At 49.1% G+C, this 24,227-nt stretch carries 19 protein-coding genes; 10 read left to right on the forward strand and 9 right to left on the reverse strand.

Features of this window, described 5'->3' with window-relative positions; translation table 11 throughout:
• Nucleotides 1-110 precede the first annotated feature (110 nt).
• The 3 genes from A5320_RS06040 to A5320_RS06050 all read left to right on the forward strand — a co-directional run bounded on the left by A5320_RS06040 (nucleotide 111) and on the right by A5320_RS06050 (nucleotide 3,916).
• Nucleotides 111-1,370 (forward strand): amidohydrolase family protein, encoded by a 1,260-nt coding sequence (locus tag A5320_RS06040; RefSeq protein WP_068062230.1) that lies wholly within the window; start codon nucleotides 111-113, stop codon nucleotides 1,368-1,370.
• Nucleotides 1,371-1,498: 128 nt separating this feature from the next.
• On the forward strand, nucleotides 1,499-3,211 hold the full coding sequence (locus tag A5320_RS06045; RefSeq protein WP_068062231.1) for a histidine kinase: 1,713 nt from the start codon (nucleotides 1,499-1,501) through the stop codon (nucleotides 3,209-3,211).
• On the forward strand, nucleotides 3,212-3,916 hold the full coding sequence (locus tag A5320_RS06050; protein WP_068062232.1) for a LytR/AlgR family response regulator transcription factor: 705 nt from the start codon (nucleotides 3,212-3,214) through the stop codon (nucleotides 3,914-3,916).
• Between the two features lie 3 nt (nucleotides 3,917-3,919).
• On the opposite strand, the gene rsmI is transcribed toward A5320_RS06050, so the two are convergent.
• Nucleotides 3,920-4,783 carry a 16S rRNA (cytidine(1402)-2'-O)-methyltransferase gene (rsmI, locus tag A5320_RS06055; RefSeq protein ID WP_068062233.1) on the reverse strand — a complete coding sequence of 288 codons (864 nt, stop codon included), beginning with the start codon at nucleotides 4,781-4,783 and terminating at the stop codon, nucleotides 3,920-3,922.
• Nucleotides 4,784-5,028: 245 nt separating this feature from the next.
• Here rsmI and A5320_RS06060 point away from each other — a divergent pair, with 245 nt between their 5' ends.
• From A5320_RS06060 to A5320_RS06080, 5 genes are all read left to right on the forward strand, one after another.
• Entirely contained in the window at nucleotides 5,029-6,891 is a 1,863-nt protein-coding gene (locus A5320_RS06060) for a penicillin-binding protein activator (RefSeq protein ID WP_082971561.1), read from the forward strand.
• Between the two features lie 2 nt (nucleotides 6,892-6,893).
• Nucleotides 6,894-7,256, forward strand: coding sequence for a YraN family protein (locus A5320_RS06065; RefSeq protein ID WP_068062236.1), 363 nt, complete (start codon nucleotides 6,894-6,896; stop codon nucleotides 7,254-7,256).
• Between the two features lie 364 nt (nucleotides 7,257-7,620).
• The gene (locus tag A5320_RS06070) at nucleotides 7,621-8,205 is read left to right on the forward strand and encodes an SIS domain-containing protein (protein ID WP_068062239.1); all 585 of its coding nucleotides are present in this window, start codon (nucleotides 7,621-7,623) and stop codon (nucleotides 8,203-8,205) included.
• A 17-nt stretch (nucleotides 8,206-8,222) separates the two neighbouring features.
• Nucleotides 8,223-8,810, forward strand: coding sequence for a division/outer membrane stress-associated lipid-binding lipoprotein (dolP, locus tag A5320_RS06075; protein ID WP_231916657.1), 588 nt, complete (start codon nucleotides 8,223-8,225; stop codon nucleotides 8,808-8,810).
• Nucleotides 8,811-8,902: 92 nt separating this feature from the next.
• Nucleotides 8,903-9,160, forward strand: coding sequence for a hypothetical protein (locus tag A5320_RS06080; RefSeq protein ID WP_068062242.1), 258 nt, complete (start codon nucleotides 8,903-8,905; stop codon nucleotides 9,158-9,160).
• Nucleotides 9,161-9,178: 18 nt separating this feature from the next.
• Here the strand turns inward: A5320_RS06080 and pmbA are convergent, their stop codons facing one another.
• Nucleotides 9,179-10,525 carry a metalloprotease PmbA gene (gene pmbA, locus A5320_RS06085; RefSeq protein ID WP_068062245.1) on the reverse strand — a complete coding sequence of 449 codons (1,347 nt, stop codon included), beginning with the start codon at nucleotides 10,523-10,525 and terminating at the stop codon, nucleotides 9,179-9,181.
• 165 nt (nucleotides 10,526-10,690) lie between these two features.
• Between pmbA and yjgA the strand changes: the two genes are divergently transcribed.
• On the forward strand, nucleotides 10,691-11,218 hold the full coding sequence (gene yjgA / locus A5320_RS06090; protein WP_068062246.1) for a ribosome biogenesis factor YjgA: 528 nt from the start codon (nucleotides 10,691-10,693) through the stop codon (nucleotides 11,216-11,218).
• Nucleotides 11,219-11,395: 177 nt separating this feature from the next.
• On the opposite strand, the gene A5320_RS06095 is transcribed toward yjgA, so the two are convergent.
• The 3 genes from A5320_RS06095 to pssA all read right to left on the reverse strand — a co-directional run bounded on the left by A5320_RS06095 (nucleotide 11,396) and on the right by pssA (nucleotide 14,306).
• Nucleotides 11,396-11,902 carry a hypothetical protein gene (locus A5320_RS06095; RefSeq protein ID WP_197489996.1) on the reverse strand — a complete coding sequence of 169 codons (507 nt, stop codon included), beginning with the start codon at nucleotides 11,900-11,902 and terminating at the stop codon, nucleotides 11,396-11,398.
• Between the two features lie 164 nt (nucleotides 11,903-12,066).
• Nucleotides 12,067-12,912, reverse strand: coding sequence for a PhzF family phenazine biosynthesis protein (locus A5320_RS06100; protein ID WP_197489997.1), 846 nt, complete (start codon nucleotides 12,910-12,912; stop codon nucleotides 12,067-12,069).
• A 47-nt stretch (nucleotides 12,913-12,959) separates the two neighbouring features.
• On the reverse strand, nucleotides 12,960-14,306 hold the full coding sequence (gene pssA / locus A5320_RS06105; protein WP_068062247.1) for a CDP-diacylglycerol--serine O-phosphatidyltransferase: 1,347 nt from the start codon (nucleotides 14,304-14,306) through the stop codon (nucleotides 12,960-12,962).
• A 770-nt stretch (nucleotides 14,307-15,076) separates the two neighbouring features.
• Between pssA and A5320_RS21895 the strand changes: the two genes are divergently transcribed.
• Nucleotides 15,077-16,039 (forward strand): hypothetical protein, encoded by a 963-nt coding sequence (locus A5320_RS21895; protein ID WP_157605661.1) that lies wholly within the window; start codon nucleotides 15,077-15,079, stop codon nucleotides 16,037-16,039.
• 98 nt (nucleotides 16,040-16,137) lie between these two features.
• Here A5320_RS21895 and tldD read toward each other — a convergent pair whose 3' ends face one another.
• Genes tldD through rng form a run of 4 tightly spaced genes read right to left on the reverse strand, consistent with a single transcriptional unit; the run spans nucleotide 16,138 to nucleotide 24,222 of the window.
• A complete protein-coding gene (gene tldD / locus A5320_RS06115) occupies nucleotides 16,138-17,577 on the reverse strand; it encodes a metalloprotease TldD (RefSeq protein WP_068062249.1) in 1,440 nt (479 codons plus the stop codon).
• Nucleotides 17,578-17,603: 26 nt separating this feature from the next.
• Nucleotides 17,604-18,476: a carbon-nitrogen hydrolase family protein gene (locus tag A5320_RS06120; RefSeq protein ID WP_068062250.1), complete on the reverse strand. Its 873-nt coding sequence runs from the start codon at nucleotides 18,474-18,476 to the stop codon at nucleotides 17,604-17,606.
• Nucleotides 18,473-22,756, reverse strand: a complete 4,284-nt coding sequence (locus A5320_RS06125; RefSeq protein ID WP_068062252.1) for a YhdP family protein — start codon at nucleotides 22,754-22,756, stop codon at nucleotides 18,473-18,475. The genes A5320_RS06120 and A5320_RS06125 overlap by 4 nt, the downstream gene beginning before the upstream one ends.
• Nucleotides 22,756-24,222, reverse strand: coding sequence for a ribonuclease G (gene rng, locus A5320_RS06130; protein ID WP_068062253.1), 1,467 nt, complete (start codon nucleotides 24,220-24,222; stop codon nucleotides 22,756-22,758). Before rng ends, A5320_RS06125 begins: the two co-directional genes overlap by 1 nt.
• Between the last annotated feature and the right edge of the window lie 5 nt (nucleotides 24,223-24,227).

Below are 24,227 nucleotides of genomic sequence, written 5' to 3' on the forward strand. Positions count from 1 at the left end.
ATCAATCGGCACGCATTTAAAAAATGAACATGCTTGTCAATATATCTTGGTGGCAGTTATTTAAAATACAAATTTAGAATACAAATTTAAAACATCTCTGGAGCATCCAATTGAAAAAGTTGTTCACTTTTATTGCGGTCATTGGCCTGATTTCTGGCATCACATTTATATACGCCTACAACCATAACCTATATGTCTGGCAACAGCCAAAGCAGAGCATATGGATTTTTAATGGTCATTTATTTGACGCAGTCAGCTCTCAATCATCTGAAAATAAGGGAATATTGATTGCAGACGGTAAAATTTCCTGCATGGGAGACACTTGCAAAGCACCTAAGGATGCCATTCGAATTGATGCAGCAGGCAAGACGATAGTTCCTGGATTAATTGAATTACACGGGCATTTTTTTGGTGGTAAGGCGGAGCAAGGTAAACAAAGTGTTCCTGCCATGATCTGGGACTCCGTCAGGTTCAAGCCAGCAGTCAGGCGTAAACTGATTGGCGCAGGCATTACCAGTTATCGTTCAGTGGGCGACCCGGTTTCAGCCATAGTTAAATTGAAAGAACAATTAAATAGCCAGCAAATCGCAGGGCCGCGGATGTTTATCGCAGGTCCAATATTCACCGCCCGGGGTGGACATCCGACACAAGGGCAAATCCCAGGCTGGATGATTGATCAAATGACAGTGCAATCGGACGATCCGATCTACGTAAAACAGCAAATTTCAGCCTTAGCAAAACAAGGGGTCGACGGTATAAAAGTGGTTTACCAAGGTATGATCAACAAACAAGGTGTGACCACCATGCCACGAATTTCAAAAGAAACTTTGCTGGCAATCACCACTGAAGCACGTAAACATGGACTCTGGGTTGCCGTACACACTGGCTCACCGGAAGAACATATTGAAGCAATTGAAGCAGGTATTACCACGATTGAACACGGTGTACGACACGGCAACCTGGTCGGGCAGGAAACTCTGGAACTGATTCTGACCAACAATGTCATTTATGTACCCACCTTGGGCAGAGAGCCCGAAGGGCACTTAAATATTCCGGCATTGCATCAGGCTGGAGTTAAATTTGGTGTTGGGACAGATACCCAAGCCGAGATGATTGTTGGTGACAGCTATCATGACGAACTATCCCGCATGGTCGATGCAGGACTGCCCGATGCTGACGCACTGTTGGCAGCGACCCGCCATGGTGCGATGGCGTTGGGCAAGTTAAATGAACTTGGCACCATCGAAACAGGTAAAAATGCTGACTTATTGATCGTGGATGGCCAGCCCTGGCTCGATATCAGGGATCTGCGGAAGATTAATTATGTCGTTTTATCTGGACGGATCGCCCTGGATCAAGCGGCAAATTAAGACCAAAATTCATCGTTAGATCATTGCTCAGCAACATCTCACACGGTTATGCGTAGCAAGCAGTGGTCTGATCCCGGATGAAGTTGTTACACTCGCCAACAAGAAATTAATTTATTGAAGAGAGCTGAATGCGGCGATCCCAACTGCTCCGACTGGTCTGCCTTATCCTCATTCTCTGCTGCAATTTTTGTTTTACGCTGGAAGCGCAGCAAAGAAGCAGCATTGATAAATTCCTGTTTCATCAGGGTGATAATGGCCTGTGGAAATCGGTGTCATATGATGATTCTCACTGGCGGCATATCCATCAAGGCTTACCCGACGAAACAGGGACCTACTGGGCACGGCTGCATGTTGAAGTTGTTGCGTCAGGCGACACAGAGTCGCAGGCATTGTTCACATCAATTCTGGGTGCTTATGAGATTTACTGGGATGGTTATTTGCTGTCCAGCAACGGTATCGTTGGTGATAGCGCATCAACCGAAGTCCCGGGAAAAATAGACAAAATAACGCAGATCCCGAGTTACTTATGGACGGACGGAAGCCATGTTATCAGTATCCGAATTTCTAACTTTCATTCACCGGATCAACTGAGAAGTCGCTATTTTGTTGCAAGGCTAGGTTCTGGCCCACTCTCCAATAGCTTTTTCCCGCTGACGATGTTTGGCGGATTTGTCATTTTGGCGCTTTATTTTTTACAGCTTTATGCGCTCTTTTCTCCGCAAAAGGTTTATCTGGTTTTTAGTTTGTTATGCTTTTCCCTGGCTAGCTTGTTAGTTGCGGAAACCTGGCGAAATTTACTGGGCTATGACTATGACTGGCACCATTTTCGATTAATCAGCGTTGGATTACTAACCTTTGTTGTTGCAACATTACTTCCTTTATATTTTTTATTCCAACTCTCAAATAAAAATAAAATCAAATGGATGTTCCCGTTAATTTTAATACTACTATCGATTGCTGTTCTTGCTCCTACATTTGACATAAAAAACTTATTTATGCTTTTGGCATCATTTATTTTTTCATTAGCGATTGTGTTTTCAGCTGCGCGCTTGAATAAGGATGGTTCAAAAATTTCCTGCCTGGCGATCATCAGCATGATTATCGCACTGTTGTTTCTACCATCCAATTTTATGGAGATGTACTTCTTCCCTATGTTCGCTATTTTTATTTTTACTGAACTAGCTTTTTTCATCAGAAAAATGAAGCTCATTGATAGTGAAAAAAATATCGCGTTATTAAATTCAGCCAATCTGGAAATCAGTTTACTTCGAAAAAACATCCAGCCTCATTTCATTTTAAATACCTTAACATCGATAGAACAATGGATAGAGGATTCACCAAAGACCGCTATTCTGTTTATTGATGCATTGGCCGACGAATTTCGCGTGTTGAGCAATATATCCCATCAGAAACTTATCTATTTACATCAAGAGATTGAGCTTTGCAGATCACATCTGGAAATCATGAGCTATCGACAAAATCAGCAATATACTCTTCAAACAGAGAATATAGATCCGATGCTACATATACCTCCGGCCATTTTGCACACTTTGATTGAGAACAGCCTGACGCATAACAGATACACTGCAGATATCACTATATTTACATTACGGCAGTGCCACAACTTACAAGATGACAGCGTTGAACTGCAATTATCAGTACCGATCAGTCAGTATGGACATCAGGCCACAGAAGGAACAGGTACTGGTCTCAAGTATATCCGCGCCCGCCTAACTGAAAGTTTCCAACAGCGATGGCAGTTCGAAGAACAAGCGGATGGTAATTTCTGGGTTACGAAAATAACAATACCTAAGTCTGAGAACATGGATGAGATTAAATAAATGAAAATAGTCATTGTTGAAGATGAGGCGATGATTGCTCGACGAATAAAAATGTTTTGCGAAAATATATTGCAGAACAAACTGGATTCTATACACCACTTTTCTACATTAGAAGACGCAGAAGATTACCTGGACACGCACAAAGTCGACTTGCTACTGCTTGATCTCAACCTGAATAACCGAGATGGATTTGATTTACTAAAAGGTAAACTAGCTGCCAGTTACCACACCATTGTGATCTCAGCCAATACCGAACGTGCGTTAGAAGCTTTTGAATATGGAGTTTTGGATTTTATCGCCAAACCTTTTAAACAAGACCGATTAGCAAAAGCTCTGGAACGATTGGGTGCCAAACGTCAGTTGGGTTTTGGCGCATCGAAGTATTTTACGATTAAAAAACATGGGCGTATCGAATTATTCTGCACAGAAGACATTCGCTATATTCGGGCTACAGGTCATTACTCCGAAATTGTGCTGATAGATGGATCGGCGCAATTACACGATAAAAGTCTGGAAAAATTACTGCTGACGCTGCCTGGCCGGTTTGAGCGAGTGCATAAATCCTACGCACTCACGCTCGACCAGGTAAAAACACTCCATAAATATCCCGGCAGCCGCTATGAACTGGAACTCAGCAACGGTGTGTTGATCCCGTTAGGCAGGACGCATTATGCGAAGATCAAAGCGAAGCTCGGATCTAACTAAAAACTACTGCGCCAAATCCCAGCTCAGCCCCAGCTTATACAAAGCATTTTTCTTCTCGCCATGAATTTCAGCAGTCAGCGCGGCGGCTTTTTTCAGCGGTAATTCGCTCATCAGTAACTTCAGGGTTTTTTGCGCCGCCGGGTGAATATCATCATCCGGTTTGTCGGCCGGAGGCGCTATCATCAGCACCATTTCGCCCTGGCAGCGTTGGGGGTCTTCTTCCAGCCAGGCCGTAATGCTTTGCGCGGTGCCGTGGCAAAAATGTTCGAAGGTTTTGCTGATTTCTTTCGCCAGTACCAGCTCGCGCTCGTCACCAAATACTACCGCCACATCGGCCAGCGTGTCTTTAACCCGCCGCGCGGCTTCGTAAGTAATCAAGGTACCAACATTGGCCGGAATGTCGGATAGCACCTGTTGGCGCTGGCCACTTTTCGCCGGTAAAAAGCCAATAAAATGAAATTTATCAGTCGGTAAGCCAGCACAGCATAAAGCGGCAATCAGCGCGCAAGGGCCAGGGATGGGCACAATTTTTACGCCGGCGTCGCGGCACAAGCGCACCAGGCTATAACCCGGATCAGAAATCAGCGGCGTACCGGCATCGGACACCAGCGCCACACTCTCACCAGCCTGCAGCTTTTGCAGCAAACTGGCGGCACGTTGTTTTTCGTTATGGTCGTGCAACGACAAAAACCGCGCCGAAATATTAAAATGACTCAGCAATTTACCGCTATGCCGGGTGTCTTCTGCCGCCACCCAAGCCACTTCGCGCAGCACCTGTAATGCGCGCTGACTGATATCATCCAGATTGCCGATTGGCGTGGCGACGATAAATAATGAACCGGCGACGCCGCTATGCTGTTGAGTCATATTCAAAATCCAGAAACTGGCAAGGTTTGCACCTGCGGGGAAAATTCAGCCAAAACGCTTGAGCACAGACCTGAGCTGGCGTGATCCGGCGACAGAAATGGTATAAGATGACACCCATTCGTGGCCTATTGTAACTGTGCATTGTGAAATCCAGCAAATTCCAGCTTTGTCTGAGCCTTAGTTGTGCTCTTGTCCTCGCCAGTTGCGGTCAGACGCCGCCGACTGCTCAGGTAAAAACCCCGGTCGTGAAGCCAGTGGTGACGCCTGTTGCCGACAACTCATTACAGGAAGAAGCCGAAGCAGAAGCTTTTCGACTGAAGACTGAAATGGCGCAGTCTAGCGCTATTCAGGCGGCCGCTGTGCCGGTCGCTCAGGATGAAAGCGAGCAACAACAACGGGATCTGCTGAGCGAAGCCACGCAGCTTTTATCATCCAATCAAAATCTGCCACGTGCTTTGGCTATTACCCACTCGTTGCGGTTATCAAATTATGGTTTTATCCGGCAGCAAAATATGTTGCCTTTGCTACAAAGTTATCTGGCCAGCCAGCAATATGCCGCGCTGGAGTTGTGGTTGGCGGATCAGCAGCTGACCGCGGTAGCTCCCACCGATCGCAGCCGTTTTACTGAACTGGTCGCCGGTTTTTATCAATCACAAAAACAACTCGTACCGGCGCTACGCTGGCTACTAGCACAGGATGAACTGGCAGGTAATGCCAAATCTGACGCTAAAATGCAGGATTTGTTGTGGTCGCAGTTGGTACAGCTGAATCCTGCAGAGCTGAATCAACTGGCCAAAAATGCCCGGCCGCGCGCGGCGGCCTGGTTGAATCTGGTGCAAATTACGCTGAGTTTTGCCGGTGACGCTGCCTCAATGACTGCTGCGCTGCAAGACTGGCAACAACGCCACCCTGGCATGCCGGCACTTGTAGATTTACCTTCTTCTATCAATACTTTAGCTAACACCCCGGCTTTTCAGCCAAAGCGGATTGGCGTGGTATTGCCGTTATCCGGCCCGTTTAAAGCGCTGGGTGAAGCGGTGCAGCTGGGCCTGGTGAGTGCTAATACCAGTGCGAATACAAGTACCATTACTGCTGCCAGTTCAAGCACAAATACCGAAATTGCAACCACTGGCCGCAGCTTAGTGTTTATCGACAGCGCCTTACCCGCCGCTGACATCGCTGCCGCTTTGGAATTAGCCCAGGTCGAATTTGTGATTGGACCCTTGCTACGTGAAGACGTCGACAAAGTACAATCGTTACCGAACTGGCGCTGGCCGACCTTGTTTTTAAACAGCAAGCAAAACAGCGATGTCGCGCCGGTTGCCGATCAGTTTTACTTTTCACTCAGCGCCGAAGACGAAGCGGCGCAGATGGTCGATTTGTTCCGGCAACAACATTATCAGCACCCCATTCTGATCAGCGCGCAAAACCCAATCAGTCAGCGAATGGCGCAACATTTTCAGCAAATGTGGCAGCAAAATGGCGGCAAGGTTGTCGAATCATACACATACAACAATCAGGAAGAGTTGCGCACCTTAATCAATACCTTCCTGGAAACTGCGGCCAGTACCGAGCGCATCAAAGAACTGGAGCGTTTCACGGGTCGTTCGGTGAAAGCTGAAATGCACAGCCGGTTGGATATCGACGCGATTTATCTGCTGGCCGATCCGGCGCAAACCCGCTTAGTGAAACCCTTTATTGACGTGACGGTAAGCCCAACGGCGCCCGCGCTGCCGGTGTATGCCAGTTCACGCAGCCACAGTCTGGCCATCGATCGCACTGATATCCGCGATTTAGCCGGCTTAACCATGACCGAAATGCCGTGGCTGGTGCCGCAAGCGCAAAAATCGCCGCTACGCTCTGAGTATGAGGCGTTATTTGCCGAACAGGATGAAACCCAACAACGGCTGTTTGCGATGGGTCACGACGCGCTGACCTTGGTAGCCAGGCTGAAGCAACAGCAAATGTTTCCATCCATGGTATATCACGGTTTAACCGGCAGTTTACGCCTGACGCCGCAACAAGCTGTTCAGCGGCAATTAACGGTGGCGACGTATCGTGGCGGTAAACTGGTTCCGCAAAACGGTCCACTGGGCAAAGGCAAATAAGCATGGCCAAAGCCGATGTTGCCAACAGCAGTGACAGCGGCTTTTTTTTCGAATCGCTGGCGCTGGAATTTCTGCAACAACAAGGTTTGAAACTGCATAGCCGTAATGTTAGCTGTCGGTTTGGCGAACTGGACCTAATTTGCCAGCTGGCCGGGCAATGGGTGTTTGTCGAAGTGAAGTACCGGCGCAGTGACGCATATGGCGGAGCCGCCGCGGCGGTGACTCAAGGCAAACAACAAAAACTCAGGCAAACCGCCGCCTGGTTTTTACAACAACAGCGCAGTCAGGCTGGCTGCCGATTTGATGTGGTGGCGATCTCTGGAGAAAGCCCCTATCAAATCAACTGGATAACGAACGCTTTTTAAAAAAATGCTTTTTAAATAAACACTTAATAACGCGATATATACCCAAAATCATTGAAGATTCGGGTAGGCGACGAGGAGCGAGACTGGAGCGCCAGCCCGATGCAGGAGCATAGTGAACTATGTGACAGGCCGGGCTGGCGCTCCAGCGAGCGAGCGAAGGCAACAACCCCGAATCTTTAAGGATTACGGGTATATACCCAAAATCATTGAAGATTCGGGTAGGCGACGAGGAGCGAGACTGGAGCGCCAGCCCGATGCAGGAGCATAGTGAACTATGTGACGGGCCGGGCTGGCGCTCCAGCGAGCGAGCGAAGGCAACAACCCCGAATCTTTAAGGATGACGGGTATAGCAGGAACCAGGCGCATGCAAGAACATATTCGGCAGCTGTTTACCGAAAACATCCAGACCATGATCGCCACTGGCGAAGCTTTGGCTGAGCCGATTGAAAGTGCGGCGCTGACCATAGTCCACGCGCTGATTAACGATCGCAAAGTGCTGTGTTGTGGCGAAGGTGCCGCGCGGGCGTTAGCCAGTCACTTCTCGCAATTGCTGGTCGATCAGTTTGAAACCGAGCGGCCCTGCTTACCAGCGCTGGCGTTACAAACTGAATTGTCCGGCCTGCAAAGTGCCAATCAGCATCAGGATTATCTGGCGCGTCAGGTAAGGGCTTTAGGTCAAGATGGCGATATTTTGCTGGTGTTGTCGCTTAGTGGCGACGAGCAGAATTTAATTAAAGCGGTCGAAGCGGCGCTGACCAAAGATATGACGGTGGTGGCGCTGACTGTAGACAACAACGGCGAGTTGTCAGGATTACTCGGCAATACCGACGTCGAATTGCGGGTGCCGGTACATCGTCCGGCCCGGGTATTCGAGTGTTACGCATTTTTATTACATTGTGTCTGTGAACTCATCGACAACACATTGTTTCCACAACAAGATGAAGCTTAAGCTTCAAGGAGTGTTAAATGTCTGATTTTAAACCAATGATGAAACTGGCTGCCGCTATCAGTCTGACCTTGTTATTGCAGGCCTGTGCTGCCGCAGTGGTTGCCGGTGGCGCTTCTGCCGTGACTTCAGCCTCTGATCGCCGCACCCTCGGCTCCCAAATTGACGACAGCAGCATTGTGGTCAAAGCCGAACGCGCGCTGGAAGCCAACAAAACTCTGGACGAACAAGCCCATATCAACGTCAACAGTTACAACGGTATTTTACTGCTGACCGGTCAGGCGCCAAGCCAGGAAATGCTCGACACCGCCAGCCAGCTGGTGCAGGGCATTCAGGGCGTGAAAGACGTACAAAACCAAATCCGCGTCGGCAACCCGATTTCCTTCACCACCCGCAGCCGCGACAGCTGGATCACCACTCGCGTGAAAAGCCTGCTGGTGGCCGACAAAGAAATCAGCGCGCTGAATATTAAAGTCATCACCGAAAGCGGCGAAGTATTCCTGATGGGGCTGGTTTCCAGCACCGAAGCCGACAAAGCAGTCGAAATCGCCCGTCACGTTAATGGCGTGTCCCGCGTCATCAAAGCTTTTGAGACCAGCTACAACTAGTTGTTAACATCGGGGTCAGAGTCAATTGTTAACAGAATTCGGTTAACAATTGACTCTGACCCCAGATTTAAAAATTGAGAAGGATGACTCGAATGATTTATCTGCTGACCATGAGTCTTTTTGCCTTTATTGGTTTTCTGATTGGAAAATTTAAGCAGAAGTGGCCATGGTTTTGGCTGATAAGCTTGCCTGTTGGTATGTGTGCGGCAATTATGATTGCTGGTTATATTGCAGTGCCAAATCCGACCGAAGTTTCATTTCGCGAACTTGTTCCTATTTTCTTTATCCCTCCTAATTTGTTGGCAATAATCATTGGGTTTCAGGTAGGTAAAAAACTGGCATTACCCTAAAGCAATGCCAGCTCCATCTTAATGCCCGGCGATTTGCATCTGGCCGATCAGCACTGAACCGGTCAGCACCCCACCACGTTTATCAACATCGTTGCCGACAGCGGCGATATCAAAAAACATTTCTTTCAGATTACCGGCGATGGTGATTTCCGACACCGGATATTGCACCTGGCCGTTTTCAACCCAGAAGCCAGCCGCGCCACGCGAATAGTCGCCAGTGACGCCGTTGACGCCTTGGCCCATCAGTTCGGTCACCAACAAGCCGGTGCCCATATCACGCAGCAATTGCGCTAAATCAGCATCACCGTGGCTAACCATCCAGTTATGAATGCCACCGGCATGGCCAGAACTTGGCAAACCTAACTTACGGCCAGAGTAGCTGGTGGTCAGATATTGATTCAGCACACCATCGGTGATGATCTGACGGTCGATGGTTTTCACCCCTTCGCTGTCAAACGGGCTACTGGCCAGCGCGCGGCGTAAATGCGGTTGTTCGATGATATTAATTTTTGAAGAGAGCACTTGCTGGCCGACTTTATCCAGTAAAAAGCTCGATTTACGGTAAATAGCACCACCGCTAATTGCCGACACTAAATGGCCGAACAAGCTGCTGGCGATATCAGCGCGGAAAATCACCGGCACTTTTTGGGTGCCAAGCTTACGGCTATTTAAGCGGTTAATGGTTTCCAGCGCGGCTTCGCGGCCAATTTGCTCGGAGGATAACAACAACCCCAGCTCACGGCTGACGGTGTAGCTGTAATCACGTTGCATATCGTCGCCATCTTCGCCAATCACCGAGCAGCTTAAGCTATGGCGGCTGCTTGGATAACCCACCAACTGGCCATGGCTATTGCCATAAACTTTTAAGCCCTGGTGCGATGAAAACGACGCGCCATCAGAATTGGTGATGCGGCTATCAACAGCAAAGGCTGCTTCTTCAGCGGCCACACACATGGCAATCGCCTGCTCGGTGCTGACATCCGCCGGGTGGAATAAATCCAAATCAGGTGGTGAGAATTCCAGAGCGTCTTTATCGGCCAAGCCAGCGCACGGATCTTCTGAGGTATAACGGGCGATATCGATGGCCGCTTCGACGGTACGTTTTAATGCCGCCGGGCTTAGGTCTGCAGTGGACGCTGAACCTTTACGCTGGCCAACATAAATGCTAATGCCAAGGCCACCGTCCTGATTAAATTCTACGGTTTCCACTTCGCCATGGCGGGTTTCGACACTCAAGCCTCGGGTGCGGTTCATCGAGGCTTCGGCGCTGCTGGCGCCTAATTGTTTGGCATGCGCCAGCACCTGGCTGACCGCCGCTTTTACTTCATCAATTTCTTGCCAAATGGTTGGGGTATGAGAGCTCATCAGGTCACTTTTGTCCGTTGCAACAGATATTCGCCAAGCTTACCACAAGCATTCCCCGTTCGGCCTTAGCTTCTATAGGCAAAATCATTGCAAAATCATTGCATGGGACGAGCTGACGCTTTTTTGATATACTTGTCGCAATTTTACGACGGATTAAACAGAGATATGGCAGATATTACCGATTTTACCCATGGCGACGACTGGGACCGCGAAGAAGGCAAAAGTAAAACCCAAATCAAAAAAGAGATGCTGGCGCTGCAGGAACTAGGCGAAGAACTGGTGTCATTAAGTGCCAGTAACCGCGCTAAATTACCTCTTGATGAAGAGCTGATCAACGCACTGCAACTGGCTGATAAATTAAGCAAAAAACACGAAGCATTACGCCGTCACATTCAGTTTATCGGCCGTTTAATGCGTACCCGCGATTTAGAGCCTTTAGAGCGTGGACTGGCGATTATCCGCAACACCAACCAGGCCGCCACCCGTAAATTCCACCTGGTGGAAGACTGGCGCGACAAGCTGATCGCCAGCAACGACGCCCTGACTGAATTTGTCGCCGAATACCCGGATGTGGACGTGCAACAACTGCGCACGCTGATCCGAAACGCGAAAAAAGAACAGGAAAAAAACCAGCCACCCAAAGCATTCCGCGAACTGTTTCAGTTTGTGAAGCCGTTTATTCTGGAAGAGTGATTGTTGGTATATGGTGTGGTGTGCCGGGTTAGGCATGCGACATACGGCGGACTACCGCTGACGCGGCGAGTCCGCCCTATGCAAATTTCAATAAAATATTATTGATAAATAAAGAATTGTAAGGCGCTACTCACCGCGACGGCGGTAGTACGCCGCCATCCATCTCGCCACAAACCTTCACGATTTTAAATTGGATCGTTGTAATGACGATTCCAAAGCTTTGATTTCATTGCGTACAATAATTAATGGAATAATCCCAACAACCCCGAAAGAACAATCCGCCATCCGCCAAAAAATCGGAATTTCCCGGATTGATCCAAAAACCATGGCAAATGGGACGACAAGCACACAGCAAATGATCCCGAATTCGATGACCCAGATATTTTTTATAGGGTCGCGAAGTGGGCCGATGAAAAGAATTGCCAGAACTATATGCGCAAAAGCCAACCAGTCTGTGCCGTACGCGATAAATGGGTATTCGCTATAAGTTGACGATAACCCAGTATAAATACGAGTCACCCAGAACGATAAGCCCGGCTGTAATTCAGCAAACTTTGTATCTACCCCCAAATACTGGTTTGCGATACCTAATTGCCATTCCAGAGGAATTGCGGTAACTCCACTAAATAGCATGCCAACGATAAAAAAATATAGCCAATATCTGATTTTCAAATTAGGGGTCAAGGTTAAACCTCAAACAAAATTGATGCATTTTACGGCGGACTACCGCTGACGCGGCGAGTCCGCCCTACGCGAATTTCAATAAAATATCATTGATAAATAAAGAATTGTAGGGCGCGACTCACCGCGACAGCGGCAGTACGACATTGATACAACGCTAACCAACCTCAATAACCAACCTCAATCTCGCCCTTGAGATACAACACCGCTTGCCCCGACACCAATACCCGATCTCCGCTGATTTCCACCCGAAGCACACCACCACGTGTGGATGCCTGATAAGCCAATAACTGGTTTTTACCGAGTTGTTCAGCCCAATATGGGGTTAAACCGGCGTGAATCGAGCCGGTGACTGGATCTTCGTCGCCGCCGTTGGCGGGCCAGAAGTAGCGGCTGATAAAATCGTATTGCTGTTCAGCGTCTGGATTAGCTTGGGCGGCTGGTGGTTCTGGAATAAAACCGGTTCCCGGCGCTGTCACCACCACGTCCCATGGCCCGAGCTGTTTTAGTTGTTGCATATCCGGTGTTAACGCAGCAACAGTGGCAGCGTCAGCATAAATGGCAAACCAGGCTTGATCACTACGCAACACTTGCAGTGGCGCCGCACCAAGACCTTGTAACAATGCAGTTGGGATCTCAGCGACTGGCTTGGCCAGCCGTTTTGGAAAACTCATTTGCAGCCAATCAGCGTTTTTGGTGACAGTGAGATCACCGACCGCACCGGTACTAAACCTAATTTCAGCCAATTCCGGTTGCAGCATAAAAATCACATAAGCCGATGCCAGCGTGGCGTGGCCACAAAAATCAATTTCGGTCAGCGGTGAAAACCAACGGATATGATAGTGACCTGGTGCCAGTTCCAGCAAGAACGCAGTTTCCGACAGGTTATTTTCCTGGGCGATTTGCAGCATCAGCGCATCGTCCAGCCAATTGGCTAAAGGCACCACGGCGGCTGCATTGCCACGAAACCTTTGGTTGGTAAAAGCATCCACCTGATAAATAGCTAACCGCATCTTCGACTCCCTTATCCCGACTGCAAATTGCCGGTGACCAACGACGATTAAATCAGCCGCTTCACCACTAACGCCACACCAACCCCTTTGATTTTCCCCAGCAATTTTCGCACTTGCTCCGGATAATCCCGCACCATCTCAATTTCAGTAAAATGGTCCACTTTTTTGGTGTTGGCAAAAATCTGCATTTGCTCGACCTGCAATTGGGCTTGCAATTGGCCCAGCTCATCATCAACCAGAATGCCATTTTCAAAATCCAGCGCAAAAGCCCGTGGGTTAAAATTGTGACCGGTAAATAAATGGCGGCGGCCATCGACCGACAAACCTTTCAGGTGGTAACTGTTATCGGCATGACGCCACAGCCGGATATCTAACAAAGCGTCGTCGATAAAACTCTGATTTGATTTCACAAATTTACGCAAAATCGTTTCATACAAATATGGCAACCCACCGATGCGGCTGAATTTCTGCCCCGGTGGAATATAAAAATCGTTGGCGGTTTTATCACCGACCACAATCGTCACTTTCACGCCACGTTTTAAACATTTACGCAGCGCCTTGGCCAAAATGGGTGGCGGATTAAAATAAGGGGTGTAAATCAACACATCCCGTTCTGCCATGGCCAACAGTGCCAGAATACTTTGATTAAGCTGGTTATTCAGCCGTCCCATGCCCATCAGTAACGAAGCAGTAAGTGCACCTCCCTGCCCCTGATGCACCAGCGGATAACGGCTCAATCTGGCTTGTTTTAACCAGCTGCGGTGACTGGCTTTATAGGCCTGCGCAATCTGCTGCTCATCGGCCAGCAAACTTTGCACCACTTCGACATCACCTAATACCTGCTGATGTCCGGCGGCAAAAGCATCGGCCAGCGCTTTATTGTCAATTTGTAAATATCGATCCGCGCGATAGCGTTGTTGTTCGGCCAGATAGATATTGTTCAGCGACGCACCGCTGTAAAACAGCGTATCGTCAAACACAAAACCTTTTAAATGCAGCACGCCAAACAGCTCACGCTTTTTTACCGGCACGCCAAGAATTTGAATTTGCTCTGGATATTCCGCGGCGATAGCACGGTAAAAATCGGCATTGGTGCGACCACCGGCCTGACCAATCAGGCCACGACGAGCGCGATGAAAATCTACATAAACAATCACTTGCAGTGCCGGGTTTTGTTGCTTCGCTGCATACAGCGCCCGCAGAATTTGCTCACCTGCTTCGTCTGCCTGTAAATACAGCGCCGTGATAATAATCCGTTGCCGCGCACCGGCAATCAGGCTAAGCAGTCGCTCTTTATATTCCGAAGCGTGACATAACACCTGCACCGCAGGCGCTTCAATCACAGTTCGGGGTAAAGCCGCTAACCGGCGTTTGTTCAGCAGATTTTGTAACATAAGTCAGTTCAGTTCTCGTGGTAGGGTCAGCCTCAGAGTGGCTGGCAGCGAGATGCATAAAGTCTCAGCGTTTTTATAGTCGGGCTATTATGTGCGAATTAGCCGGTTTAGGCAAAACTTGGCGGCAGGCGACGTGCTACGGGGGTTTAGTGGGTAAATATGAATTTCGGGTCAGTCATTAAAAGAGGCTGGTTGAAGTCAAGAGGCAAGCCCTGACTCGTCAATGAAAAAATAAATAAACCAAAAAAAAACAAAAACACCAAAAAATACACTAAATAGATACAAAAGCCGTTGACGAATAAAATGAATAACTATAATGTCTTCATTTAAGGTAATAAACCCCACTTAATTAACAAAATAAGGACATATCGTGAAATATTCAACATCCTAATTGAGCAACAGAGCACTTACTCTAAACCTATCAATCAAAAAACTCAGATTACATTATATAATAGCGATACAAATGCCGAATTGAGTACGAAATTTTTCAATGTCACAACAATAGGCAATCAAACAAAAATCACAAATCCGGATGAAGTAGCAGATTGGGCATTTCAATACGCGAATCAAAATATTTTTCTTAAAGTTACGACATATTTTGAAACAACAGGATTTGCAGGGGCTAGCGAATACGTATCATATAAATTTCGGCACGGCACTTCAGTGCTTGATATAGAAGGAACAAGCTATAGCATTAACTGTGGTCCTGACCACACGAGTGGACAACCAGAACAATTCTGTCGTCCTGAATGATGTCTGAGGTAGCAGCTATGGCTGCTACCTACTTGGTTTTAGCGATGATAAAGATTCCTCGACTACTAGCACTACTCTGCAGCTTATTGCTGGCAGCTTGCTCGAACAACACCGCTGTTCATGAGCATTCTTACAAATTACGAATGCCATCTGTGCAACACAATTTTGAGTTGCAAACGATATCGTACTGGCGGAATTATCGCGAAAAAAATCTGCAAAAGTTCCTAACAAGTAGTAAGGTTTTTCAGATTGACCAACCCGGATTTAAACTGACAGTTAACCTCAGTGACCAACTTGGCTGCCAACGACAGTTCAAAGATTTTTTTCCGCCGTCGCAGGAATATGCAAGAGTGTCTCCTAGGCAGATGATCGAAGGCTACACAGGCAACTATGCTATCGAATTATTGATAGTTCCACCAGTAAACATCAATCAATCACAGACCAGCCACTATGGCAATACTCAGCTCAAATTCATCTTGCCGGTTGAATGCAACAAGATCACCAACGGTGCCGATATACTACATTCAGTCACTTCACTGGTCTATCACGAAATCGCTCACCTTGAGCTTGTGTTAAATTGGCCAGGTGGTTGGGAAACTCGAGGTAAAAAACGCACCGAGAAAAAATTTCAAATGTTAGTGCAGGAGATATTGGCTGGCCAAGCCGAGCATTGCTCCATTCTTACAGCTGGGGATACCGGAGGCGCTATGCTTGAGATTAAAGGAGCCGAATCTGGTGCTGACGGATACATCCGACATTTTCTAAAACAAATTAACGATGGCAAAACTGAATTGTCGACCAGCGGCAGTGAAATCGCAAAAATGCGGCTTTGGAAAATTGTTGGTGACTATTATGACCCAACTGATAAAGCCGAGAAAGACAAACTGCAGCGATTTTGCGCCAACACTTTGACGACAGAAAATATCGTTCAGCTGCTGGCTGAAATGCAGGTATACCGGCCGTTGATATCGTGGTTCTAGGTCTAAGCGGCAGCTCCTAAAATGTGTTGTATGCTTTAGAAAGCGGCGTACTTGCTTTAGCGAGTACGCCCTGATATTTGATAATATGTTGTGCGAAATTAAGCGGTACCGCCGACAGTCATGCCATCGAGCTTTAACGTTGGCTGGCCGACGCCGACCGGCAGACTTTGGCCTTGTTTACCGCAGACACCAACACCGGCGTCTAAAGCTAAGTCGTTGCCGACCATCGACACTTGTTGCATCGCTTCCGGGCCGTTGCCGATCAGCGTCGCGCCTTTGATTGGCGTGGTGATTTTGCCATCTTCAATCAGATACGCTTCTGAGGCCGAGAACACAAACTTACCGCTGGTGATATCCACCTGGCCACCGCCAAAGTTTGGCGCATAAATGCCTTTTTTCACCGAAGCGATAATTTCTTCCGGCGCATAATCGCCAGCCAGCATATAAGTGTTGGTCATTCGCGGCATCGGTAAATGAGCGAAAGATTCGCGGCGACCATTGCCGGTGGGTGCCACATTCATCAACATCGCATTGTGCTTGTCTTGAATGTAACCTTTGAGAATGCCTTTTTCGATCAACACGTTGTGTTGGCTCACTGTGCCTTCATCGTCGATATTTAACGAACCACGTCGATGCATTAAAGTGCCATCATCAACGATGGTGCAATATTTCGACGCCACTTGCTCGCCAATCCGGCCAGAAAAAGTTGAAGCGCCTTTGCGGTTAAAATCACCTTCGAGGCCATGACCGACCGCTTCGTGCAACAACACGCCGGGCCAGCCTGAACCTAACACTACCGGCATCATGCCCGCTGGTGCGTCTACGGCAATCAGATTGACCTGCGCCTGACGCACTGCTTCACGGGCATACCCCATCCAGCGAGGTTCGCCATTCACCAATTCAGAGAAAAAGCTGTAATCGGTACGACCGCCACCACCAGCGCTGCCACGTTCGCGGCGGCCGTTATCATTTAAAAGTGCCGAGCAGTTCAGCCGCACTAACGGGCGAATATCAGAAGCAAAAGTGCCATCGCTGGCCGCCACCAATACTTCTTCATAGACGCCGGACAAACTCACCATCACCTGTTCGGCTTTAGCATCGAGGCTGCGGATAAAGGCTTCCATCTGATGCAATAATGCTACTTTATCGGTGTTGTCGAGGCTTTGCAGCGGTTCGCATGGTAAGTAAATCTGGCTGTTGCCGGTTTTTTTAAAGGCTTGCACCTGACCTTGCTGACCCGCAGCAGCGATACCACGGGCGGCACTGGCGGCTTGTTGCAACGCAGCGGCAGAGATATCGTCGGCATAAGCAAAGCCGGTTTTTTCACCGCTAATCGCCCGCACGCCCACGCCACGTTCAATATTAAAAGAACCTTCTTTGACCAGGCCATCTTCCAATACCCAGGATTCATGCACACTGGACTGGAAATACAAATCAGCGTAATCGAGCTGATGCTGGAACAAATAACCCAACGTCTGGCTTAAATCAGCGGAAGTTAAATCGCTGGCGCTGATCAGGTTTTGCTCAACGGTTTGCATGGTGATTGCGTTAGGAGTGGCGTTGTTCATAAAAACTCACTTAAAAAACGGTTATGGTGCAAAAGCGGCATCCGCTCGCGTAATTCGCTGGCCTGCATCAGATCGATGTCGGCGTAAATCAACCCTGGCGCGGTACCGGCGTCGGCTAAAATCCGGCCCCAGGGATCAATAATTAAACTATGGCCGTATGTTTCACGGCCATTCTGGTGACGACCGGTTTGTGCCGGTGCTATCACAAAACTCTGGGTTTCAATGGCACGTGCTCGCAGCAGTGTATGCCAATGCGCGTCGCCCGTCACTGTGGTAAAGGCCGAAGGCAACGCCAATACATTCATACCGCGTCTTGCCAGCACCTGAAATAAACCGGGAAAGCGCATGTCGTAACACACGGCCATGCCCAACTTCAGTTCGCTATGTTCACCAAGTTCTGCCAGCGTGATTTTTTCGCCAGGCATGGTTTTCGCAGATTCCAGATACTGGCCGGTACCATCGCTAATCAGCGCATCAAATAAATGGATTTTCTGATAATCGGCAATAAGCAGACCTTGCGGCGAGAATAATAAACTACTGGCAGCAAAGCGTTTTGGATCGGAAGTGGTCGTTGGAAAAGTACCCACCAGCAGATAAACAGCAAACTTTTTGGCTAAAGCACTAAGTTGAAACTGCACCGGTTGCACAGCTTGCTCCTGCAGACCCAGCGGTTCCTGCAGTTGTAAATTAGCATCTTCGGCGCCAGCAAAACATAAAGCACCTTCTGGCAGCACCACCAGCTGCGGGCGTTGCTCATTCACTTCAGGCTGCTGTGCTAAGAGCTGTTCGATGGCAGCCAGATTGGCGGCAACATCCGGCTGACTGGTCAGCTGTAAGGCAATTAAACGCCAGGGTTGCGGTTGGTTCATGGCTGGCTCACTCGTTCCAGCATCGTAAATGGTGCTGGTGGGCTGACATCAATCGGTGTTGTTGCTTCTTCATCCACCGGCTTGGTTTTTCCATCAATCGGCTTTGGCTCTTCATCAACCGGCTTGGCCTCTGGGTAAATCCGCTCCACCGGCAATTCATCCTGCCGCAGTGGAATGGGTTTTTGTGGCACAGTTGCTGGCTCGAGTGTTGGATCGACAGCTGGCACTAAAGCAGGCACAGCGCCTGCCGGCAGCGCCGCTTTTGGCAAAGAGGCTTTTGGAATAGGGACTTGTTTGCTGTCGCGTTTCACTTCTGTCACCACCGGATTATCTAAATCGCCAGTGACAGTAAAGTTGATTTTCGAAATCACTTCCGCTGATTGAAACATTTCATCCAGCGCATAAGCGGCAACACCAGACACCGGATTCACCATCCAGGCCAGGATCACCGGAATACTTGAGGTGACTTTCGGGCTGAAACTCATCTGGTAATCCAGTTGTTTGGCTTTTAAATCAGCCACCCCCTGCATTTCAATATCACCGGCAGCACCAAGCACCTGGGCATTGCGGGTTTGGGATACGCCATCGGTCAGCTGCATATCACCGGTCATTTTGCTAAAGAAAAAGCCTTTCGAAAACACATCCCTAAAATCCAGCCGAAGCTTGCGGATCAACGAATCGAGGCTTAACAAACTGAAAATCCGTGCGCCGCCATCGCTGACTTCTGACAATGATCCATCACCCAGCAACCAATTGACGTTGCCGTTTAATGTCTGCCAGTTAAATTGAAATGGTGCCCCTTGCCACTGTAAATCTTTGAATTTAATGGTGGCTTTGCTACCACTTAAACTGCTGCTGACATCGTATTCAGTGAGTAACTGACCAAAGGCCGGGCTGGTCAGCGTACCAGTGAGCGCAGTTTGGCCTAAAGCACCATCGGCCTGCCATTGGCCGCTGACTTGCCAGCGATGCCCTTGATACAGACTGCTAAATTCGGTCAGCTGCCAACTGGCGCCATCACTTTTGCTGGTGAGCTGAACTTTCCCCAGCTGAAAATGGCCGATAGTGCACTGAGCACAGCTGACGTTTAACGGCGGCAAGTCTGCCAGCCAAGGCATCGGGGTTAATGCGGCAAAAGCTTGCGCTTCCAGTTTGGCGTAATCGGGTTTTTCGGTATTGTCCGGATCCAGCAATAACTGCGCTTTCAGCTCTGCTGCGGCCAGTTCTTCAGCTTGTTGATCGGCAAACACCAGCTGCAGCCGTTCCAGTTGCGCAGTAATCCCTTGCTGCTCCAAATCATGGAACAGTTGCAGATCGCCTGCCGCTTCTTCGGCGTCCAGGCGCATCAACCAGTGATCGGTCTGTGGCTGCAGCATTATGGTTGCGTCATGCAGCGACACATCATCAAATAAATGCAGCGCTGCGACTTTGGCGCGGATCTGCTGCAGCGGCGGGAATACTGCATTTTCGGTCGTTCCGGGCGCCGTCATCTGGCTTTGTACCAAACTCAACCAGGGCACAAAGTCGGCTTGTGGTAAATCGAGTTCAATCTGAAAACCATCGGCGAGCTGCGCACTTGGTTGGCCCAAACTCAGTAGCGCCTGACTAATCAGACCGGTTTCCTGATTTAATCTGGCCAGAAAACGTAGTTGGTCGCCGTACTTTAACTGCAGATCAGAACCCTGCTGATCGCCTTTAGCTTCCAGCAACACGGTGGCGCCATCGGCTGCCGTTTTACCAAAGGGTGCCGGTAACTTCAGCTCAGCGGCGGCTAAATCAATCAGCACGGTCGACTGATAGTTAAAACCGGTTTCTGGTAACTGGATCAACAACTGCCAGTCAAAGTTGGCGTTGCCCTGCCCTAATTCGCGCCAGTCTTCGCTGATTAAGCCAAGCAATTGGTCCGTGCCATGTTCACCTTTGGCCTGCAATTCCACCTGATACTGGCCTTGCTGTTGTTCGCCTTTTAACGTTGCCAGCAGAGGTACACCATAACTAACAAACTTTAATTGTTCACTGCTGATCTTATCGTTGATAAAACTAAGCCGGCCTTCCAGTTGCTCGACCGCAACGGCCGGCGCTTTGATATTCAGATTATTGGCAAAAAAGTCGACTTCACCACGTGCAATGACGGGCACTGTAGCCTCTGCGGAAGTTGTGACTGGATGCTGTGCTGGATCTGGCGCAGTAGCTGACTCACCAGCAGTCTCAGCAAATGATGCAGCCGTTGGCGCCTTAGCCACTTCAACCGCAGCTGCCGGATCTGTTACCGGCTTATCTTTCAGTCTGATTTGCAGCTGTACTTTGGCATCGACCAAACCATCAACACCGAGATAATCCAGCGTTGCACCTACTGAATCACTAAGCGGTGAGGCCAGCATTAAACCTGTGACCAACTCGGCTTTGGTCTGAGTTTTGATATCAATCCATAAATCGTCGGCGTGAAATAAATCTGGAATAGATGCGGTGACCCCATCCTGTAACGGCACGTCAAATAGCGTCCCGGCCTGACTTTGGATCAACATGCCGGCGTTTTCAAACAACAGCTCGGCTCTCATGCCGCTAATACTGGGCCAGTTCGGATCAAAGCTGAAACCGGCGTCATCGACCACTGCCAGCGCCTGAAATTTACCTTCACCAGCTCGATACGGAAAATCAGCAAACTGACCTTGCCACAACACCCGCGCTGAAGGAATGGTGCCACTGAGTAACGCCGGCGTCAGATAATCAATCACCGATTGTGGCATATGGCGGGTTGGGAAATAATGCTGTGCGTCAGTCACCGGTACCTGCCGCAGTTCGCCAAGCAGCGTCATGCCAGGCTTGTCGCCAAAATTCAGTACCAGCTGTGCATCCAGTTGTAACGCCGGGTGCCGTAGCGCCAGCCGTGGAATTTGCAGTCGCCATTGGCCATCCTGCTGCACCACTTCCAACTGACCCGATAATGTCTGATACGCCGTATCGCGGGTAAAAGCCTCACCCCAGCGCAATGCACCGTCCTGACCTAATAAATCCAGCCGGATATAATCGCGGCTGGCGCTAAAACGCCCGGTCAGGTTCTGCAGCCCCGGCACATCACCGACCGGCACTGAAGTTAAATCGATAAAATCGCCGCTGAGGTACCAATCTTGTTCCGATAGCCGCAGTGCCAGTTGCGTTAATCTGGCATCGGCTTTAAACGCCAGCACCGACTGCAGCGCTTGCGAATCTTCCGCCAGTAATTGCGCTAACGGCACCATTGCGGCTAATTGAAATTGTTGCAACGCGCCGCTGTACACCCCTTGTTGACTGGATAGCTGCAGTTGTAAATTGGGGAAACTCTGGCCGCCGCTACTCATGGTCAGTGCAGATGAATTCAGTGCCCAACCGGCGTCATTCGGCCGCCATAACAACTGGCCCTGCCCCAACGTCAGCTGCCGGGTTTTACCACCTTGTTGCCAAACCAAGCGGTTTTGCGCCAGTGCGATTTGAATTTGTTGCAAGGTGCCATCAACAATATCGCCCCAGGCCTGAAAGTTGATGTCAGCACGTTCCAGTTTTTTACTCTGTGGCACCAAAGTTTCAAACCAGGGCAATACATCCAGTTCCTGACTGGAAATATACAACTGGCCTTTACTCTTCGCTAAAGAATCGCCATGTAAATCAATGATAAAAGCACTGTTGTTGGTGGTGATACCGGCAATCGCCACTTCGCCGGACCCCTGATGGCGCGAACCTTCATTGCGCCAGGCCAGTTTGGAAATGCGGATCACAATATCGGGCGTGTATTGGCTTTGCAGCGTCAGTTCGCTGTCAACCAGGGTGAAGTTTTTCAGTTGCTGGAACAGCAGCTGCTCAACCGCCGACAACAAAGGTTCGGCATCTTTGCTGGTAGGTTCATTATTTTGCAGCAGCTGCCGGCTATCAAGCTGATACTTCAGGCCGCTCAGTTCAAAGTGTTCGGCTTTTAATTGCAAACTTCGCAGGCTACCCCAGAAGTCAATGCGTACCCGGGTTTCGGCAATCTGCAGCAGCGCTTCGCCTTGTTCGTTTTTAACTTCGACCTGCTGCAGCAATAATGCCGGACCGGTACTTTGCCAGCCGGCACTCAGTTGGCCGATTTGCACTTTAGCGCCGTAGTTCTCAGCGATGAGATGTTCGATATTGGTTTTATAACTTTGTGCATAAGGCAAGCCGAACCGTAGCAAGGTCACTACGGTCGCGAGGATCACAATACTGACCGCCAGTAGCAGCCAGGTTTTGTGCAGGCAGAAGAACCAGGCCCGCTTCAGCTTTTGCACTACATCATCACCACATCAAATTGTTCCTGCGTGTATTGCGGCTCAATCACCACACTGATTTGCTTGCCGATAAACACTTCCAGCTCAGCCATACTATGGTATTCGTCGTTGATTAACGCATCCTTTACCGCTGGCGAAGCGTAAACAGTGAACTTGTCGGCAGCATAAGCCCGGTTGACCCGGACAATTTCCCGCAAAATTTCAAAACAGACGGTTTCAACCGTTTTTAAGGTGCCACGACCAGCACACACCACACATTCAGTACAGAGTACATGCTCCAGACTTTCGCGGGTGCGTTTACGGGTCATTTCGACTAAACCAAGCGCCGAAAAACCATGAATATTGGTTTTGGTTTTATCCCGCGCCAACGCCACTTCCAGGCTGTGTAACACCCGTTTTTGATGTTCGCTGCTTTGCATGTCGATAAAATCGATAATGATAATACCGCCTAAATTGCGCAATCTGAGTTGACGGGCAATTGCTTGGGTAGCTTCGGTGTTGGTATTAAAAATGGTTTCTTCGAGGTTACGATGGCCGACAAAAGCGCCGGTGTTAACGTCGATAGTGGTCATGGCTTCGGTCTGATCGATGATCAGATAACCACCACTTTTTAGCGGTACTTTACGATCCAGCGCGCGCTGAATTTCGTTTTCGACGTCGAACAAATCAAACACCGGCCGCTCACCCGGATAATATTCCAGCTTGGCGGTCATTTCCGGTACAAATTCTTCGGTAAAGGCGTGCAGTGCCTGATAGGTCAGTTTTGAATCAATCCGCACCCGCTCTAAATCGCTGCCGACAAAATCACGCAGAATACGAAAGGCCAGGGTTAAATCTTCATAAAGCATCGCTTCTTTGCGATGTTTTTGCCGGCGTTTTTGAATTTTGGTCCAGAGCTTTTTTAAAAACCGGGCATCTTGTTCCAGTTCAATTTCACAAGCGCCATCAGCAGCGGTGCGGATAATAAAACCGCCGTTTTCGTCATCCAGGCAACGGCTGACGATATCTTTTAACCGTTGGCGTTCTTCGGCGCTTTCAATGCGCTGCGACACGCCAACATGCGGCGAACCTGGCATAAAAACTAAGTAGCGTGACGGCAAGGTGATATCGGTGGTCAGTCTGGCGCCTTTGGTACCCAGAGGATCTTTCACCACCTGTACCAATAAAAACTGGCCTTCGTGCACTAGCAAGCGGATGTCTTTGACCGCACTGACTTTGACTTCAATGTCGCTGGCATCACGCTGGACTATATCCGAGGCATGTAAAAAAGCCGCTTTATCCAGACCAATGTCGACAAAAGCGGCTTGCATTCCCGGCAACACCCGGCTGATTTTGCCGATGTAGATGTTGCCAACCAAGCCATGTTTGGCCTGGCGTTCAATGTGCACTTCCTGCAGTACACCATTTTCAATCAGCGCGACCCGGGTTTCGCTTGGGGTGACGTTCAGCAGTAATTCGGCACTCATAACAA

The sequence above is a fragment of the Rheinheimera sp. SA_1 genome (genome assembly GCF_001669775.1).
Classification (GTDB): domain Bacteria; phylum Pseudomonadota; class Gammaproteobacteria; order Enterobacterales; family Alteromonadaceae; genus Pararheinheimera.